Below are 19,446 nucleotides of genomic sequence, written 5' to 3'. Positions count from 1 at the left end.
CTGTCGTTTTCGAGGTGATGCGCAGGGGGATGACCAACGCTCAGTGCGAGTGATCGGTATTCTCGTCATCGTAGGCCGCGTCCTCGTAAGCAGCCTCTCTATACGCGGCCATATTGAGCACGGCCGCACTGCTACGAATTTTAGGACGCCACGCCGTTTTCAGGGGAATCATACTACCCACCTGCTTCTGGCTTACGCAAACATAAAAGCCGCCCAGCGGCAATTTGAGCCGTCGAGCAAGACGCTCCAGTAGCCCGGGCTGGTCTTCGGCTACAGCCCTTGCGGCTGAACTCCCCCCTTTCAGTAGTGTTCCAAAGAGACGGTATTCCATTCGCCGCGCACTCAGGTCCAGCAGACTGCACCAGTCTTCGAGCCGCGAGCCGCTGAGGAAACGGCCCGCCCAAGGCACTTTGCGCCGTCTGGTAATCAGACGCATGAAGCCCCACAGACTATATGGGTTGAAGCCCACCACCACGACATGACCGCCCGAGCGCAGGACTCGCGATGCCTCACGCAGCACCTGGTGCGGATGGGCGCTCACATCGAGGGTATGGTGCAGAATCACGAGGTCAACAGAGTCACTGGCGATCGGCAACAAATGCGCCTGGCACGGCAATACGCTCTCAAGCTGCCCACTTGGACGGGCCGTGGCGATGATACGGTGACCAAGCAGGCTGCCGGCACCAATGTCTGCGGTATCCGACAGCACCACCTCAAGCTGGTGGTATCCGAAAAAGCGCTGTACGCAGGCCGTCACAGTGGCGCGCTCAGCAGCCAGCAGGGACTGCCCGGCAGCAGATTCAAACCATTTTGCCCAGGCCTTTGACGACGGCATGCGGACACCTCGCTCAAACTGGTAATGTCGAATGCTTCATCTTACATTGGCCAGAAGATGCGGTATAGTCTTTCAAACACAGCTGATGGATGATGATTTTGACAGGATCGATACACCCTGCGCGGATCGAACTGGAGGCCGTGCCTGCCTTCAACGACAATTATATCTGGTGCTTCAGACGCATCGACTCCCCGCTCACCTGGGTAGTCGATCCCGGTCAGGCTGCGCCTGCGATCGCCTATCTTGAGACCAGGGGCCTGAAGCTGGCAGGCATCCTGTTGACACACCATCATCCCGACCACACTGGCGGCGTTGGTCAGCTCATCAGCGAGTGCTGGCATATTGAGGGTGAATGTCCGGTATTTGGCAGTCGGCAGTCCGCACGTGCAGACCGCATACCCCACATTAACCGGCCGCTCGGGGCTGGTGAGCAGTTCGAGGCTGCCGGCCTCACCTTCGAGACCCTCTCGGTGCCGGGACATACGCTCGATCATGTTGCCTTCTTCACCGACTCCCCTCTGGAACTGGCGAATACTCACAGGCTCAGCGTACTTGAAAAGGCCGCCTGCGGCGCCGACGCTGTGCCCCCGAATGGGGCAAGTGCGCGTCCTCTGCTATTCTGTGGAGACACACTTTTTTCTGCTGGCTGTGGCCGCCTGTTCGAGGGGACACCAGAACAGATGCTGAATTCCCTTGATTCCATGGCCTCACTGCCGGCATCGACCATGGTTTGCTGCGGGCACGAATACACACTTGCAAACCTGGCATTCACAGCCGGGGCCTGGCCAGACAACAAGGCTCTTCCTGGCTATCGCGATGTCTGTGAACGCCTGCGTGAAGCCGGCGAGCCCACATTGCCGTCGAGCCTGGCCATCGAACACAGGATCAATCCTTTCATGAACCCTGAACTTACCCGATTTACAGACAGCGACACCGATAACGCTGAAAATTGCGGCAAGGGACAGCGTATGCCATCCGCTGACCAGCGTCTGCAAGCCTTCACCCAGCTGCGCGCAGCAAAGGATAAAGCCTAGTGCGTAGCCTCGCTGTATTGCTGTGTACGCTTGCGATGCTCACCTCGCCCGTATCAAATGCGGAAAATGCTGAGGCGACCGGTCTTAATGCGACAGCGTCCGTGACGCACGCAGGTGCAGTGCGACTGAACGACCCTGGCGAGCCAGGCGGCGCAGTGAAGTTGCCGACTGCGAAACCCGCCATCTGGAATCGCATTCGTCAGGGCCTCAGTCTTTATCAGCACGAGAATCATCCTCGCATCGACGACGAGATCCGTTTCCTGAAAAGGAATCCGAGCTATCTCGACATCACGCTGCGACGAGCTCAGCCCTATCTCTACTACATCGTGACCGAGGCCGAAAAGCGCAACATACCACTGGAATTTGCACTGCTGCCGATCGTCGAAAGTGCTTACGATCCTTTCGCCTATAGTCACGGTCGTGCTGCTGGTCTATGGCAGTTCATTCCCATGACCGGACAACGATTCAAACTGCGTCAGAGCTGGTGGTACGACGGACGCCGCGACGTCTATGCCTCGACTCAGGCGGCCTTTCAGTATCTCAATGCGCTGAACCGTTTTTTCGGTGGTGACTGGCTGCATGCGCTGGCTGGCTACAATGCTGGCGAAGGTAATGTGCGCAAGGCCGTGAATGCCAATAAGGCGCGCAAGCGACCCTACGGCTATTGGCACCTCAAGCTACCGAGGGAAACCGAACTCTATGTGCCGCGACTGATGGCCATCGCTCGCGTTGTGGCGAATCCTGCCGCTTACGGCGTTACCCTGCCCTATATCGCGGATGAGCCCTTTTTTGAAGTGGTTGAAATCAAGTCACAGATCGACCTGGCGCAGGCAGCGAAGCTCGCCAACCTGTCCATCGACGACATTTACCGTATGAATCCCGGATTCAATCAGTGGGCCACTGATCCGGATGGCCCGCACCGTCTGCTCATTCCGAAGACGCATGCCACAGCTTTCCGGACAGAACTGGCCCTGCTGCCATCATCCCAACGTCTGAAATGGCATCGTTACCTCGTCAAGAGTGGCGATACACTTGGTCATATTGCTCAGCGTTTCAAGACCACCCGTGCCGTCGTCAGGGATGTCAACCAGATCGAAGGCGACAATCTGAAGATCGGCCAGGCGCTATTGATTCCCACGGCATCGAAACGCGACGAGCATTACACGCTCAACGTCAACAACCGGGTGCAGCAGGCGATTGCGAACGTGAATCCGCGCGCCGGCAGTAGCAAGATCGTGCATAAGGTAGAGGCTGGTGATACGCTCTGGGATCTGGCCAACACTTATGATGTCAGTGTCGGACAATTAGCCAAGTGGAACAGTATGGCGCCAGGCGATCCATTGCGATCCGGTGCCAGCCTCACGTTGTGGGTCCCGGCCGAGATCACCAAGCGTCCGGGCAGCATTGCACTGAACGGTGTGAATCCGCAGAATACTGTGCGTAAATTTGGCTATACCGTTCGCGATGGCGACTCAATTTCCAAGATCGCCGGACATTACAATGTTTCCATGGACGACCTGTTACGCTGGAACTCAATCAGACCAGGTAGCATCCTGCGTCCTGGGCAACGGCTCACGGTGTTTGTGGACGTTACCCAGCTCTCGCGTTGAGGGCCGCATAACAATGATATGAAAGGGGTTTTTGAATATGGCTCATGAATCAACCGATTCATTCCTGAGACGCTGCTTACTCACCCTCCCCGTAGTCGTCATGCTCTTTTCCCCCGCGGCTTCCTCTCTGGCTCAGGAGGCTGAACAGGCACCTGCCAAAGCTGAAGCCCCGGCAGAGGCTGGCAAGGCTGCCGTCACCACGACCAGCAGCTTCGCCCTCCGCGGCGAGCCGAAATACCAGGAAGGCTTCGGACATTTCGAATACGCCAACCCGGATGCGCCCAAGGGTGGCAGTCTGCGACGTTCTGCCGTAGGCACCTTCGACAACCTGCATCGCTACGCGCAGCGCGGTACGCCTGCCACGGCTTCAGACGGCCTGTACGACCCGCTGATGAAGGGCTCGCTGGATGAACTGGATGTTTATTATCCTCTGATCGCAGAAAAAATCAGTTACCCGTCCGATTACAGCTTCCTGCGTTTCCACATCAATCCGAAAGCCACCTTTCAGGACGGCAAGCCGATCACCGCAGAATCAGTCAAATTCTCCTTCGAGAAGTTCGCTGAGGAAGGTGTACCGCAGTTCAAGAAGTACTACAGCTTCGTCAAGGATATTGAGGTCGAGGACAAACAGACAGTCACCTTTCATCTCGAAGGCGCCAACCGCGAGGAAATGGCGTCGCTGCTGTCACTGAAGATTCTGCCCGAACATTACTGGGGCAGCCGTAATTTCAGCGAGCCCAGCAAGGAGATTGCCATCGGCAGTAGTGGCATGACCATCGACAACTTCAAGCTGGGCCAGTATATCGAGTACCGGCATCTCGACGATTACTGGGCCAAGGATCTTCCAGTCAATAAAGGCAGTAACAATTTCGATATCGTTCGCTACGATTACTACCTGGACGCCAACGTCGCCTTCGAAGGCTTCAAGTCAGGTCAGTTCGAATTCTGGGAAGAAACCCAGGCCAAGAACTGGGCGACTGCCTATGATTTCCCTGCGCTCGATGAAGGCAAGGTCAAGCGCGAAGCCCTCGAACACTCGCTGCCTCAGGCGACTTCAGGCTTCATTTTCAATACCCAGAGACCGCTGTTCAAGGACCGCCGGGTCAGGGAGGCCTTGAGCTATCTGCTCGATTTCGAATGGATGAACAAGGCGCTGTTCTACGATCAGTACACCCGCACACGTTCGTATTTCACCAATACTGATTACGCTTCGAGTGGACTTCCTTCTGAAGAAGAACTCGCGATTCTCAAGCCGATGACATCGCTTGTTCCACCACAGGTGTTCGACAAGGCTTTCGAGCTGCCTGAAACCAAGGGCGACGGCAATATACGCACCCAGATGCGGGCGGCACTGGCACTGCTCAAGAAAGCCGGCTGGACCTTGAAGGATGGCCGTCTCATCAACGACAAAGGCGAACCCTTCGAGTTCGAGTTCATTTCCAGAGACCCCCAGACCGAACGGATCGTGGCGCCGTACAAGGCAAATCTGGAGAAGATAGGGATTACTCTGAACGTGCGACGCATCGATGCCAGTCAGTTCATCAACCGTTTGCGAAACCACGATTTCGATATGCTCTCAGGCTCATACCCAGCCTTGCCGACGCCTTCGTCCGATATGAAGATTCTGTTCGACTCGAAGTTCGTCGATTCCACCTGGAACATCGCGAATATTCAGGATGAGGCCATCGACAAGCTCGTCGCGGGCATTACAGAGAATCTGACCAATGACGACGCCCTGCTCGCCTGGGGCCGTGCATTCGACCGGGTAGCCCTGTGGAACTATTTCCTGATTCCGCACTGGCATATCAGTGCATTCAGAATTGCCTACTGGGACAAGTTCGACCGACCTGAGACACGCCCGGAATATGATCTTGGCGAAAGCCTCTGGTGGTCGAAGGATGCGAAGTAAGCCTCAGGCGGTTCTGATGATCTTGACGAGCAGGATGAGCTGAGTGGGCGTCTACATACTCAAGCGACTGTTGCTGATGATCCCGACTCTGTGGATCATCATCACCATCAATTTTCTCATCGTGCAGGCGGCGCCTGGTGGCCCGGTGGAGCAGGCCATCGCCGCCAGCCGTGGCATGGGCAGCGGTATGATGGACCGTCTGACGAATGCCAACCAGGCCGATGTTCAGGGCGCCGTGGCACAATCCGCCAGCGAGGGTGGTTACAAGGGCGCGCGGGGTCTCGATCCCGAGATCATTGCCGCCCTCGAGAAGCGCTTCGGATTCGACAAGCCCCTGCATGAACGTTATTTCGATATGCTGGGCGACTACCTCACCTTTGATTTCGGTGACAGCCTATTCAAGGCCGGCAGTGTGGTGGATCTGATTCTGGCGGCAATGCCAGTCAGTATCTCGCTCGGGCTGTGGACACTGCTGATCGTCTACCTGGTCTCCATTCCCCTGGGCATCATGAAGGCACTGCGTAACGGCCAGTCTTTCGACCGCTGGACCAGCATCGTACTGTCGATTTTCTACGCCATACCAGGCTTCCTGTTCGGCATTCTGCTCATCATTCTTTTTGCTGGTGGGCAATATTTCGACTGGTTTCCGCTTCGGGGCATGGTGTCGGAAAACTGGGACTCGCTATCCTGGCCGGACAAGATCATCGACTACTTCTGGCATATGGCGCTGCCCATCACAGCCAGCGTCATCGGGGGCTTTTCGACGCTCGCCATGCTGACCAAGAACTCGTTTCTCGACGAGATCAACAAGCAATATGTCATGACAGCGCGGGCCAAGGGCCTCACACCACGAAAGGTGCTGTACACGCATGTGTTTCGTAATGCCATGCTGATCATCATCGCAGGCTTTCCAAGCGCATTTCTGGGCATTTTCTTCACCGGAGCGCTGCTCATCGAAATCATCTTCTCACTCAACGGTCTTGGCCTGCTGGGCTACGAGGCGGTGCTTCAGCGTGACTACCCGGTCATCTTCAGTACGCTGTATATCTTCACCCTCATCGGTCTCATCGTCGGTCTGATCACGGACCTGACCTATACTTGGGTCGACCCACGCATCGACTTCGAGTCGCGGGGTTGAGGGGCCAGACATGAGCAGCAAAGTGGTTGGAAAATTATCGGTCAAGAACAGGCAGCGCTGGCAGCGTTTCAAGTCGCATCGGGTGGGCTATTACTCACTCTATATCTTCGCATTCATCTTCATCGTGTCGATGCTGTCGGACCTCATTGCCAACGACAGGCCACTGGCCATCGAGTTTCAGGATGAGTGGTACTTCCCCATATTCCAGACCTATTCCGAAACCGATTTCGGTGGAGAGTTCGATGTCGAGGCGGATTACACCGACCCTTATCTGGCAGATATCATAGAAGCCGAGGGTTCTATCATCTGGCCACTGATTCCCTACAGTTACGACACGATCATCTATGATCTGCCCTCCCCGGCGCCCAGCCCGCCTAGCGCGGAAAACTGGCTGGGCACGGATGATCAGAGCCGTGACGTGCTGGCAAGAGTACTTTACGGAACGCGCGTAGCCATTCTTTTCGGCTTTTCGCTGACCATTGCGTCCGCCGTCATTGGCGTGACGGCGGGCGCGCTGCAGGGCTACTATGGTGGCCGCGTGGACCTCTTCTTCCAGCGCTTCATCGAAATCTGGTCGAGCCTGCCTACCCTGTTCATGCTGATCATCCTGGCCAGCGTCATCCAGCCCACCTTCTGGATACTGATCGGCTTCATGCTGCTGTTTTCCTGGATGAGTTATGTCGGCGTGGTGCGGGCCGAATTCCTGCGAGGTCGGAACTTCGATTATGTCGTGGCCGCCAGGGCCATGGGCATGAGCGACAATCGCATCATGTTCAAGCACATCCTGCCCAATGCCATGGTCGCCACCATGACGTTCGTGCCCTTCGTCTTATCGGGGTCGGTCGTCGCCCTGACCTCGCTCGACTTCCTCGGCTATGGTCTGCCACCAGGATCACCCTCACTGGGTGAACTGCTGGCCCAGGGCAAGGCAAACCTGCAGGCACCATGGTTAGGCATCACCGCTTTCTGCTCGCTGTCGATTCTGACCGGCCTGCTGATCTTCGTCGGTGAGGCAGTTCGTGATGCCTATGATCCCAGGACGGTCTACAAATGAGCCTCTTGAATATTCGTGATCTGACGCTCGACTTCCGGGGGCCACACACCCCGCTGCAAGAGGCCGTTATCCGCAAGGTCAGCTTTGATATCGAGCCCGCCGAGACACTGGCCCTCGTCGGCGAAAGCGGCTCCGGCAAGTCAGTCACTGCGATGACCATCCTGCGCCTGATCGATTCGCCACCCCTGCATGTGCTGGGAGGTGACATCGAGTTCAAGGGCACCCAGATTCTCAAAGCCTCGGAGGCTGAACTGCGCCGGATCCGCTCTGGCGAAGTCGGCGTCATCTTTCAGGAGCCACTGACCTCGCTGAACCCGCTGCATCGGATCCATCGCCAGCTCACCGAAAAGATCGTGTTGCAAAGAGGACTCGGCAAACGGGAAGCACTCGAGCTGGCGCTGTTCTGGCTCAACAAGGTAGGGATCCGCAATGCTGCGCAGCGTCTGCAGGCCTTTCCTCATGAGCTCTCAGGCGGCGAGCGGCAGCGTGTGATGATTGCCATGGCCCTGGTCAATGAGCCATCTCTGCTGATTGCGGACGAACCGACAACGGCCCTCGATGTGACCGTACAGGCGCAGATTCTCGAGCTGATACAGCGGCTTCAGGATGAGATGAAAATGGCGGTCCTGTTTATCACCCACGACCTGCATATCGTGCGTCAGATCGCTGATCGCGTAGTGGTCATGGAACGTGGTGAGGTCGTGGAGCAGGGAGAATGCCGTCAGGTGTTCGAACAGCCTGCGCATCCCTATACTCAAAAGCTGATCCAGTCGGAGCCACACGGTACGCCCCCTGATATCGTGTCCGACAAAAGCATTCTGGACGTCAACGGCCTTCGCTGCTGGTATCCGCTGAAAAAGAGCCTGTTCGGCAAGGTGAAGAGCTACGTCAAGGCGGTGGATGATGTCTCACTCACCATTCGCCGCGGCGAATCGATCGGGCTGGTTGGTGAAAGCGGCTCGGGCAAATCGTCGTTCGGCCGCGCCGTGCTTCGCCTCGAAAGCAGCGAGGGCGAGATCGTCTTCGATGGCCAGCGCATCGATGACCTGAAAGGCTCCGCGCTCAAGCCCCTGCGCAAGCGCATACAGGTCATTTTTCAGGATCCCTACGGCGCCCTGTCGCCACGGCTGACTCTGGACGAAATCATTCGTGAGGGCCTGGAGATTCATGAGTCACTCAGCCCAGCCGAGCTGGCTGTTGCCGTCACCGAAGCCATGGAGGCGGTGCAGCTCGATCCGAGCTGGCGCGACCGCTATCCGCACGAACTGTCTGGCGGCCAGCGCCAGCGTGTCTGTATCGCGCGTGCGCTGATATTGAAACCTGAGCTGCTGGTGCTGGATGAACCGACCTCTTCGCTGGATCGCACCATTCAGCAACAGATCATCGAGCTGCTACAGAAGCTGCAAAGAGACTTTGGCCTGAGCTTTCTGTTCATCAGTCATGACCTTCGGGTCGTTCAGGCCATGTGCCATCGGGTCTTCGTCATGCGACAGGGAAAGATCGTTGAACACAACACTACGGAAGCCCTTTTCAGCAACCCCGTTGAGCCCTACACTCGCGAATTAATCAAGACAGCCTTCCTCGGAGAGACACCCCTGGGCCAGCCGCAGTAGACAAGCGCGGGCATGGAATCCTGAAACCGACCTAACAAGACAAGGAGTAGATCATGGGACTGCTGAGTGGAAAACGCGCACTGATCGTGGGCGTGGCAAGCAAGTTATCCATCGCCAAGGGCATCGCGGATGCCTTTCACAGGGAAGGCGCCGAAATCGCCCTGACCTATCAGAATGACAAGCTACAGGGCCGGGTGGAGAAGTTTGCTGCCGAGTACGATTCCACACTCACCTTTCCCTGCGATGTGGCTGACGATGCCCAGATCGAGACCCTGTTTCAGGATCTCGGCAAGCACTGGGAAAGTTTCGATATCCTGGTGCATTCCGTAGGCTATGCGCCGGGCGACCAGCTCGATGGCGACTTCACAGACGTCACCACGCGGGAAGGTTTCCGCATCGCCCATGATATCAGCGTCTACAGCTTCATTGCGCTGGCCAGAGCGGCGCGGCCCATGCTCGAGCCGAGGAAAGGCTCATTGTTGACGCTGACCTATCTCGGTTCACAGCGGACCATGCCCAATTACAATGTCATGGGCCTTGCCAAAGCCAGTCTGGAAGCTTCCGTACGCTATCTTGCCGCAAGCCTTGGACCATCCGGCATGCGGGTCAATGCCATCTCGGCGGGCCCGATCAGAACGCTGGCGGCCTCAGGTATCAAGAACTTCCGCAAGATGCTGAACGAGTTCGAGCGACAGACGCCAATGCGACGCAATGTGACCATCGAGGAGGTCGGCAATGCGGCGACCTTCCTCTGCTCGGACTGGGCAAGCGGTGTGACCGGCGAAATCATGTTCGTCGATGGCGGCTTCAGTTTTTCCGCCATGGGTGCGATAGAAGACGACTCAGGCAAGGCTGGGCCGGGAGACTGAGCCACAGATCACTGTTTACGGCGCGCATACGGGGTAGCATCCTGCTTCGCTGCATTCACTCATGACCAATCATCTCATGATCATCAACCAACGCCGCCGGCTATCAAGACGCTGAATGACAAGACCAACTGCACCCAGAACCCATGGCGGCTCCATGTCCGTCACCACTCGCGCCCTGGCGACCTTCGGCCTGTTGTTCGGCTTGCTGCTCAGCACAGGCTGCGAGTCGATGAAAGCCAGCCAGACCTTATCGAACGCTATGGGCTTCGGCGGAATTCCGCCAGTCGATCTGGAAGAGCAGTATATCAATGAGGACTCCGAGTTCCTGCAAATACGTGGCATGCGCATCCACTACCGGGATGTGGGTGAAGGCCCCGTTATCATCCTCGTCCACGGCATCTTTTCCTCGCTGCATACCTGGGATGGCTGGGTGGAGGAACTGCGTAAAAGTAATCGTGTCATCACCCTCGACCTGCCTGGTTATGGACTGACGGGTGGACCCGAAAACATCGATGACTTCAATGTCGAGTTCGTATACAGCGTGTTTCAGAACTTCATTCAATATATGGAGGCCGAACATTTCACGCTGGCAGGCTCTTCCTTCGGTGGCTACCTGAGCGCCCGCTACGCAGTCGACCATCCTGAAAAGGTCGACCGGCTGATATTGATCGATCCTTCCGGTTATTCGCAGGGAGAACGCCCCCTGGTATTCAAGATGGCTTCAACGCCCGTCGTTGGCTCCATCATGAAGGTTTTCCAACCGCCCTTCATGATTACAAGGAACGTAAAGAAAAACTATGGCGATCCGTCGAAGCTCACTGAGGAAAACCTGTATCGCTACGTTCACATGGCGCAGCGCGAAGGTGCGAAGCCGCTCTATGTGAAAACACTGCAGATGCTCGGTGAAGACAAGGCAGATGGCACCGACATGAGCTTCAGCGGCGTCAAGGCACCTACATTGCTGATGTGGGGCGAAGAGGATGAGTGGACGCCACTAAGCCAGTCAGAGCGCTGGATGGCTGATCTGCGCAACGTCAAGCTGATCACCTATCCCGAGGTTGGTCATATGCCTATGGAAGAAATACCCTTCCAGACCGTATCCGATGCCATCACTTTCCTGGCCGATGCGCCTGGCGCAGGTGACGCGGAGGAAGACACCTTTCGTTCGATCAATAATACCAGTAGCGAAGATCTCGAATCGCTCATCAATGACAGCAATGAATTTCAGGAACTGTCTGAAGAAGACGTCAAACGGATGGAGAGGGATCTGGAGTAAGCTCGGATCCTCAGCCAGTAACGTGGTCGTCGTGCTCCTGTCCGAGCATGGCGGCCACGGCAAGTTTCCAGTCAACTATTGACGTATCATCGGATTCGAACAGTCTGAATCCCACAAGCCACCCCGCAGTGCCTGGCAGACGACGTTGCCACTTTACCTCCGATGCAAGCTCAAACTTGTCGCCGGTTCGTTCGCGGACGATGCAGAGCTGCAGGATGGTGCCAACCTGAAGCGGCTTTGGAAACCTGACCTGCAGTCCGTTGGCTGACACGTCAATGGTTTCAGAAGCAGCTACCTCAGGTTCGATCTGCTCGCTTTCCATCGCACAATTGCCGATGATTTCGACATACACCGTTTCGTAATGCGGCAGTCTTGGTTCGCTGCGCTGATTATCCTGCAGAGGGCCTTCGGAAAACGACATTTCAGTCTCCAGTGTTGGACTGCAGCAGTTGCCTGCCGCTAGTTGCGGACGCCGATGCGACCGACAGCTCTGGCCAGCCGGGCTTCGAAAGCCTGACCTGCATCGCGTATGATTATGTCACCGTCGAGCAGTCTCTGCACGGCGTCATCCCGCAGTATTTCCTCGAGCTTCAGCCCGAGATCGTTCACGAATATCAGTTTGCCAGTCGCATTGAGGCGTACGGCAAGTTTCCCGTTGACCATTTCCCCGTTCTTCCTGATCTGCACACTACCGCCCAGATGAATGGCATCGATCTGCTCACGGGCAGCCTGCAGAAGCTGAAGCTCAGCCTTCGCTTCGGAATCGAGTTCGGCCTGCTGCATCTGCCTGGCAGCTTCGGCTTTTTCCTCGTCAGCCCTCGCCTGCGCGTTTTCCCGAGCCAGCAGTATGGCTGCCGCTTCAGCCTGCGCCTTCTCGCGCGCAGTTTCGCGCTGAACCTTTTCAGCAGCGAATCGTTCCGACGCCTGTACCTTCTGATCCAGATAGGCCTGAACGGTTCGCAGGCCGACGCGTCTGGCTACGGCATACAGTGGAACAGCGCCCGCTTCTGCAGTGAGAATGCCCTTCTCGGCTTCCGCCAGCACTTCGGCAAGCGGCTCCGTCAGCACCTTGCGGCCAGCAAAGTCGCTCCAGAGAATGGCCTGTTGCCAGGGGAGATAAATGAGCGCCTTGCACAACCTGTCGCCTCGCCTGAACCAACTGGGCCCCAGCTTTTGCATGAGTTTCGCCGCGTCCACCGCCACGTCATCGTTCCCTGAAGCAGCGCCATTAACTGCAGATTCGGCGGCTCGACCGCGCTGAGCTGCGGCGAGCACCGGCCAGGGCTGGCGCTCGAGTTCCTTGCCCCGAAGTATGTCCTGAAGCGCTGCATCAAAGGTCGCCAGAACGCTGCTCTTGCGTCCTGCATCATTATCGAGGCTGCCAAGTCGTTGACCGACCTCCGTCGATAAGGCTGCAGCAAAGCCGAACAGTTTCTGCCGCTGCAGTTCGGACTCGATTTCACGAAAGGCGAAGACCATCCGGTCGCAGAGTACATGCATGTCTCGGTACTGCTTACTCTCTGGACCATGTTGACGACAGGCGAGCAGCATGGAGTCCTGCCATACCCCCTGCAGAAATTCGATGACCTGCACTGGTAACTGGAAATGCGATGCCACGGCATTGAGCCGCTGGGCGACAAGCGACTCGGCCTGCATACTCAGATCCTGGCCAAGTTCAGAGTCTGTCAGTCGCTGTTCCAGGATCTGCCGACGCTTCTGTTCCCGCTGCCATTCAGTTCGCACCTGCTCGAGCGTGCGGACCTGCTGCTCGTGCTGCAGCACGTGATCGTCGTCGAGCAGATTCTGCAAAGTATCAAAGGCCCGGGAGACGAAACCGGGTGCCGGACCCTGCGCCGATTCCCAGCCGGCAAATAACTGCTCTACGAAGTTGAGCAGCTGTGCTACCGGGTGGGACGGGTCGAGTATGAACTCCGGTTGGTCGATGAGTAGTGCTGCAAATACGAAGCGGCGTTTGAGCAGGGCCGTACGCACGGCATCTTCGAGCCCGCTCTGCCCTGACCACTGGGTACAGATGCGTTCGATGAACACGAGACTGTTCGCCAGCAGGCGGTCGAAATAGTCGTGCCGCTCTATCCAGTCTTCACACAGATTGGTGAGACTGCCTTCAGCGCGTAAGCTGGCTTCAGCGAGCGAGCGGGCCAATTCGTGACGGGAAGTCTGATCCACCTCGGTGCCTGCGGTGCGCGCGTCCGGCACCGGCGCTCGCATGAGTTCATTGGGGATCGCCAGCAGATCGCGGGTTTCGCTGAATTCTGCACGCATGAGCGCTTCACTGAGATTCGCCGCCAACTCTTTCAGGGACTGACCCTGCTGTCCTTCTTCGGCCGACGTGCTGATTTGGCCAGGCGTGTCTGGCCCAGGGGCTTGCGGTAAATTCACTGTGGTCTGTTCATGGTCGGTGGGCACTGTTCATTGGATACAGTCTAGCTGCTTTCGCTGTAGTTGCTTTCGAATGTCAGCCTTTCCATACTGGGTACGGATCTGCCTACTTGCGAGAAAATCTCGTTGTCTCCCGCACCCATTTGATTTACGGGGAGTATCACAGTTCGTTTCGATGTGTGCTCATTTGTAGTTCGGAAGGCCGCTTTACTGATTATGGTGTAATCTCATATCAGTACCAGTTTAAGGATCGATGCATTTATGCGCGTACGCGTCTTCTCACTTTCACAGTTTCTGCAGACTCTGAGCCTGCTTATCGCTGGCTTTACGCTCATGTTGTCAATGCAGGCCAGAGCCGCAAGCCTTGAAGGTTTGCAGCTGAACGGCATCGCCACGTACGAGCAGCTTGGCAAACCGTATTATATTGTCGCCCTGTATACGGACACCCCAGTGAGCTCTGGCAGCGATTTGGTGGATGGGGATGGCCGCGCAGTCGCCGTCATGAAAATAGTGAGTGGCAACTGGACCAGCATCGGTTTTTCACAGATCTGGACACGGGATGTATCTATCAACAATGAGCTTTCAGGTCAGTCGCCAGATATCGATGCGCTGCTGAAGTTTTTCAGTCTGGCCAAAGAACCTCTTGAAGTGGGTGACACTATCGAAGTGGCCTATCTGCCCGGTCGTGGCACCAGAATCGAACTGAATAGCGAAACCGTGCTGACCACGCCAAACAAGGCGCTCTTCAACTACATCGTGAATGTCTGGGTAGGGCCCTCTGCGCCTTCTCGGGACTTCAAGGCAGCCATGCTGGCCGGTTCACAGGCTACAGCCACAGACAACGCAGCGCTGGTGCAGGACTTTGCAGAATTTCGCACAGATCCAAAACGCGCAGCGCTGGTGACACAGTGGCAGCAAAAGGAAAGCGAGAGTGCTGCGAAAAAAGCCCGTGCTGAAGCCGAGCGCCAGGCCGAACGTGAGCGGCTGGCTGCTGAACAACAGGCTGCCGAGAAGAAACGCCGTGAAGACGAGCTGGCTGCAAAGCAGCGCGCAGAGGCTGCGGCTACTGCCAAGTTAGCTGCGGAGAAGGCCGCAGCTGCAGCAGCAGCGGTTGCGAGCGCAGCCGAGCGCAAGGCCCAGCTTGCAGCGGCTCAGGCGCTGGAGCAGAGCAAGCGAGTTAAAAAACAGGATGAAGAGCGGGTATTGAAACGCCTGAAGCAGCAGGAACGTACCACTGCTGAAGCAGAAACCCGCGAAGCTTCAGATCGAACTGATGCTGAAGGGGCTCGACGAGTCGCTGCAGATGCAGAGCGGGCGCGTCAGGAGGCCGCTGCTCAGGCAGAAGCGGCGGCTGAACGCGCCCGAGAGGAAGCCGCAGCGCAGGCACGCGCTGAAGCAGAAGCCCAGCGCCTGCAGCAGGAGAAGTTGGCAGGCCTGCAAAAAGATTACGACCAGGCGATGTACATCTGGCAGGTTCAGCGTACGGTGTTGTCGAATATCAAGTATCCCGAATGGGCTCGAGAATTTGGCCGTGAAGGCAATATCAGAATTCTGGCGACGCTCGATAAGGCAGGTAACGTCATAGGCACTGAAGTTGTGGAAGGTGCGCAGCACAACCTTCTGGTGCAGGAAGTCATTTCCACGGTCAATCAGGCCGGTCCTTACGGGGCGTCGGGAAGAAACTCGGTCACCGTACCCATTGCCTATTCATTCGATCTGAAAAGTACCCGTCAGCCAGACAGCAGCTCTGGCACAGTTGCCCAACTCCCACCTCAACCTGTCATGCCGCCAGAGCTGACCCTGGTGAAGCAGCAGTCTGTCAGTGGTCCTGATCGGGCGGGCAAGGTCGCTGAATATGCCGACCTTGTGCGCACCAAGATTCTTGCCACCATCGAGTACCCGCTCTGGGCAAAAAACCTGCGGCAGGAAGGTGAAGCGGAAATTGAAATTATCGTGGCCGCTGATGGTTCGATCGTGAATACCAAGCTGTTGAAGGAGACGCGTCACAACCTGCTGAACAAGGAAATGCAGTCAGCGGTAGAGCGGGCAACGCCCTTCCCGGTTATTCCGCCAGAGTTGGGCATCGACACTATCGACGTTAAATTCAGCTACAACTTTGGACGCTGACCTCTAATCAGCGCCTGATTTAGTCCTGCTCCGGTGGCAGGGCTAGAATTTCAGAGCCTGAGAGATGCCGAGTGTCATGCTGGAGGCATCCTCACTGAACTGTTCGAATTCGCCACGCACGCTCAACCCTGGCGTGATGTGGTATAGCAATCCGCCTGCCCAGGCCAGCTGCAGGCTGCTATCTTCCTCGACAGCGATCCGGCTGCTGTCAGAATCGGTCATCAACGTAGACACCCCGACCTTTGCAAACAGATCCCAACTCTTTCGGTTCCCATTGAGCAGGAATCCTGCCATGACAGCCGGCGCTGCGTAGCTGATTGCCGCTGACCCGGCATTCGGGTTGATGGACCTTACCTCTGCGTCGCCAAGCACGCTGTACAGAACTTCAGCAAAGAAGTTCCGATGAAACTGCACCCCACCGAAGACTTTCCAGGCGAGGTCACCGTCCTCGATGAGGCGAAAACCAGTGCCCTTCGTTTCCGGCTCCAGGGTAGACATTCCCATGGATGCTCCCAGGTAGGTACAGGCGGCCGACAGCTGAAACATCGGTTCTTCGGAACCGTCGCCCTGTTCATTGAAACAGCCTGGTTGGGCAGCCTGCGCGCGCCCCGCTCCCAGGGCGAACACCAACAAGCCGAAGCCGAACATAGACAAGAGCGGCAAAGCACCAATCGAGCCGGTGCCGCCTACAGCGGTCTGTATTTTCGGGGTCACCTGCAATCGGTCAGGAATACCGTCCTGGTTGAAGTCGACATTTTCCTGGCCATCTTCAAGCCCGTCATTGTCGCTATCCCGATCCCTGTAGTTCTCGAGGCCATCGCCATCAGTGTCGATGACGCGATCATACCGATCGTCGATTCCATTCATGTTCTCGTCCACACCTCTTGTTTGATCAACATCCGTCGCATCGTCGATGCCATCGCGATCTACATCCCGCCCGAACAGCACCAGACCACTTTGCTCGATCAGGTCAGTGATCGTGTCACCGTCACTATCGGTATCCAGGCGGTCCTCGACACCATCGCCATCGGTATCGACTAGCGGAATATTATCATCCAGTCCGTTGTCGTCCGTATCACTGCTGCCGTTGACTTCGATATCGTAGGCATCATCGAGTCCATTACTATTGATATCGGCATTCAGAGGCGGTAGCAGGTTCGCCTCTCGGGAGTCTTCGAGGCCATCGTTGTCGCTATCCCTGTCGAGCCGGTCCACGATGCCATCACCATCGGTATCCACATTGCCTTCGAAAATATCCGGCAGGCCGTCGTTATCGTCGTCGGCGTCTTCATCGTTAAAGAGGCCATCGCCATCGGCATCGCCACCATGACCAAATTCGCCCAGCCCTCGATCCACGCTGTCATCAATACCATCTCGATCAGCGTCGACCGTGAGATCGATCCGACCGTCGCCATTGGCGTCAAAGCTCGCGAACGGCGTTCCGGCAATGTCGTATACACCATCGCCATTGCTGTCGACATCACGGTAATCTGGCCCGACGAGCGCGCCAGTACTGTCGAAATCCACGGCGTTATCACTGTCTGGTGGCGCTGTCACAAGTACGACCTCGCTATCGATGACTGCATCCTGGTTGACGTCCTGACTGCCGCCTTCGACGACATCAAAAACACCATCATTATCGGAATCCAGATCCCGGAAGTCAGGCAAGCCATCACCATCGGTATCCGGTAGACGGTTCGTGTCGTCAATGTCGTCGTCATTGGCATCCACACGGATCAGCCCCATCGAGACACCTGCATCGAAAAGATCCTGAATACCGTTCTTGTTGGCGTCGGCGAGCGCCTCAAAGCTCTGGAAGACTTCGATAAGATCGGCAATACCATCGTTATCCGAATCGAGATCCCGATAATCGGGCAGACCGTCGCCATCACTGTCCAGACCAGAAGCAGCGTCATCTACGCCGTCACCGTCCAGGTCGGTTCCGCCCGTCACATCGACATCGATCGCATCATCAAGACCATCGCCATCGCTATCCAGATCGGCAAAGCCAAACTCTATGCGGTCAGGGATTCCATCGTTATCGCTGTCCTTTTCCCTGTAGTCGGGGATCCCATCGCCATCGGCGTCAGGGAAGTTGTAGGCGTCTATGACACCGTCGCCATCGGCGTCGAGTACATTACTATTATCGGCGTCGAACACGTCAATGAGGCCATCGCCGTCAGAATCCGTCGCCAGTTGCTCGGCGCTGAGACCGGCTTCCACGCTGTCCGGAATACCATCGCCATCTGAATCGGTATCGAGGGCGTCGACCAGTGGATCATCATCCGACTCTTCAGTACCCTCGAAGACATCGGGAATCCCGTCACCATCCTCGTCAGAGGATCGGTCGAGAAAATCTGGCACGCCATCCAAATCTGCGTCGCCAGTGCCTTCGGCAGTATCGCTGACACCGTCGCCATCACTATCCAGATCTCGGAAGTTCAGGATTCCATCGCCATCGACGTCACCAGAGCCTTCTTCTCTGTCCGATATGCCATCGTTGTCGCTGTCATCGTCCAAGGCGTCGATGACGCCGTCGCCATCTGTGTCGAAAGGCTGTGAAACTGAGCCGATCTCAATCGAATCCGGGATGGTATCGGAATCGGAATCGGTACGGTTAGGGAACATGCCGAGCGCGGTTTCAACGTCGTCATCGATACCGTCGCCATCAGTGTCGACAGCGAAAGCCGCTGTGGAGGCCATCAGCAACGAGGCAAACAGTCCGGTCAGGATACCGGCGCGGGAAAGTGTGGAGGTCGTAATCAAGGGCGCGCACTCTCATTATAATATGGGCAATCTGGAATTGGCCCTAGAATACACGCCCCAGCGATGCTGTCTATGCACCGCGTCTCAGAGAGGCCATTTACTGGCGTATGGCTTCGAACTCGAGAATGATATCGACATCATCGCCTACCAGATTATTTTCCACACCGTATTCCATGCCCCATTTACTGCGCTGAATGGTGGTTCTGGCCGACACGCCCAGGGTATATTCTTCATGGCCAAACGGGTATTCGGCCGCCTTGTTCAGAGTGACGTCGAGCTCTACCGGATGAGTCTGGCCGAGCATCGTCAGGTCCCCGCCCAGTGTGCCGGTTTTACCGTCATCGGTTTTCAATTCTTTGGCCTTGAAGGTGATGGTGTCGTAGTCATCGACATTGAGGAAGTCATCACTCTTGACGTGTTCATCGCGCTTTTCATGATTGGTAAACAGGCTATCGCTCTGGATGGTGACCGTGCCGCTCTTCAGCGACTTCGCAGACTCGTCATATACAAAGCTGCCCTTACCTTCCAGGAACATGCCGAGCATCTTCTCGTAGCCAACGTGGCCAATCATGAAACCGATGGAAAAATGCTCAGGATCAATCTCATAGGTCCGGGGTTCTGCCAGCGCGGGACGGATCAGTCCGACCACCAGAACGGCTGCGGATAGAAGTTTCAGGGGGGACGTCAGGTTTCTCATGCTCATTCTCCATCAGATCAGGGCTTCTGAACTCGATTCGCGATCCTCATGCAAAAGTCGACAAGGCTCAATGTAGCAACTTTACTTAGAGGGTTACCTTGTACTACGGGCTTATAAA

General features: G+C 56.5%; 14 protein-coding genes. 9 read left to right on the top strand and 5 right to left on the bottom strand.

Translation table 11 applies throughout. The annotated features are described in order from the left end of the window. Positions 1-40: 40 nt before the first annotated feature. On the bottom strand, positions 41-835 hold the full coding sequence (locus ABD735_RS02755) for a class I SAM-dependent methyltransferase (RefSeq protein ID WP_344803046.1): 795 nt from the start codon (positions 833-835) through the stop codon (positions 41-43). Between the two features lie 98 nt (positions 836-933). Here ABD735_RS02755 and gloB point away from each other — a divergent pair, with 98 nt between their 5' ends. The 8 genes from gloB to ABD735_RS02715 all read left to right on the top strand — a co-directional run bounded on the left by gloB (position 934) and on the right by ABD735_RS02715 (position 11,338). Then, entirely contained in the window at positions 934-1,869 is a 936-nt protein-coding gene (gene gloB, locus ABD735_RS02750) for a hydroxyacylglutathione hydrolase (protein ID WP_344803044.1), read from the top strand. Beyond that, the gene (locus ABD735_RS02745) at positions 1,869-3,479 is read left to right on the top strand and encodes a LysM peptidoglycan-binding domain-containing protein (RefSeq protein ID WP_344803042.1); all 1,611 of its coding nucleotides are present in this window, start codon (positions 1,869-1,871) and stop codon (positions 3,477-3,479) included. The genes gloB and ABD735_RS02745 overlap by 1 nt, the downstream gene beginning before the upstream one ends. 37 nt (positions 3,480-3,516) lie before the next feature. Beyond that, positions 3,517-5,388, top strand: coding sequence for an extracellular solute-binding protein (locus tag ABD735_RS02740; RefSeq protein WP_344803040.1), 1,872 nt, complete (start codon positions 3,517-3,519; stop codon positions 5,386-5,388). Between the two features lie 43 nt (positions 5,389-5,431). Continuing rightward, positions 5,432-6,526 carry a microcin C ABC transporter permease YejB gene (locus ABD735_RS02735; RefSeq protein WP_344803038.1) on the top strand — a complete coding sequence of 365 codons (1,095 nt, stop codon included), beginning with the start codon at positions 5,432-5,434 and terminating at the stop codon, positions 6,524-6,526. Between the two features lie 10 nt (positions 6,527-6,536). After that, a complete protein-coding gene (locus tag ABD735_RS02730; RefSeq protein ID WP_344803036.1) occupies positions 6,537-7,580 on the top strand; it encodes an ABC transporter permease in 1,044 nt (347 codons plus the stop codon). Beyond that, positions 7,577-9,193: an ABC transporter ATP-binding protein gene (locus ABD735_RS02725; RefSeq protein WP_344803034.1), complete on the top strand. Its 1,617-nt coding sequence runs from the start codon at positions 7,577-7,579 to the stop codon at positions 9,191-9,193. Before ABD735_RS02730 ends, ABD735_RS02725 begins: the two co-directional genes overlap by 4 nt. A 53-nt stretch (positions 9,194-9,246) precedes the next feature. Then, the gene (locus ABD735_RS02720) at positions 9,247-10,062 is read left to right on the top strand and encodes an enoyl-ACP reductase FabI (RefSeq protein ID WP_344803032.1); all 816 of its coding nucleotides are present in this window, start codon (positions 9,247-9,249) and stop codon (positions 10,060-10,062) included. Positions 10,063-10,177: 115 nt separating this feature from the next. Further along, positions 10,178-11,338, top strand: a complete 1,161-nt coding sequence (locus ABD735_RS02715) for an alpha/beta fold hydrolase (protein WP_344803030.1) — start codon at positions 10,178-10,180, stop codon at positions 11,336-11,338. A 10-nt stretch (positions 11,339-11,348) separates the two neighbouring features. On the opposite strand, the gene ABD735_RS02710 is transcribed toward ABD735_RS02715, so the two are convergent. Together ABD735_RS02710 and ABD735_RS02705 are read right to left on the bottom strand one after the other, a co-directional pair. Then, positions 11,349-11,759: a PilZ domain-containing protein gene (locus ABD735_RS02710; RefSeq protein WP_344803028.1), complete on the bottom strand. Its 411-nt coding sequence runs from the start codon at positions 11,757-11,759 to the stop codon at positions 11,349-11,351. Positions 11,760-11,797: 38 nt separating this feature from the next. After that, entirely contained in the window at positions 11,798-13,738 is a 1,941-nt protein-coding gene (locus tag ABD735_RS02705) for a DUF1631 family protein (protein WP_344803026.1), read from the bottom strand. 261 nt (positions 13,739-13,999) lie between these two features. Here ABD735_RS02705 and ABD735_RS02700 point away from each other — a divergent pair, with 261 nt between their 5' ends. Then, positions 14,000-15,865, top strand: coding sequence for a TonB family protein (locus tag ABD735_RS02700; RefSeq protein WP_344803024.1), 1,866 nt, complete (start codon positions 14,000-14,002; stop codon positions 15,863-15,865). 42 nt (positions 15,866-15,907) lie between these two features. On the opposite strand, the gene ABD735_RS02695 is transcribed toward ABD735_RS02700, so the two are convergent. Continuing rightward, positions 15,908-18,631: a hypothetical protein gene (locus tag ABD735_RS02695; protein ID WP_344803022.1), complete on the bottom strand. Its 2,724-nt coding sequence runs from the start codon at positions 18,629-18,631 to the stop codon at positions 15,908-15,910. A 97-nt stretch (positions 18,632-18,728) separates the two neighbouring features. Next, positions 18,729-19,328 (bottom strand): YceI family protein, encoded by a 600-nt coding sequence (locus ABD735_RS02690; protein ID WP_344803020.1) that lies wholly within the window; start codon positions 19,326-19,328, stop codon positions 18,729-18,731. Between the last annotated feature and the right edge of the window lie 118 nt (positions 19,329-19,446).

The organism is Allohahella marinimesophila (assembly GCF_039538005.1).
Classification (GTDB): domain Bacteria; phylum Pseudomonadota; class Gammaproteobacteria; order Pseudomonadales; family Oleiphilaceae; genus Allohahella; species Allohahella marinimesophila.
This window is presented reverse-complemented; position numbering and strand designations above follow the sequence as displayed.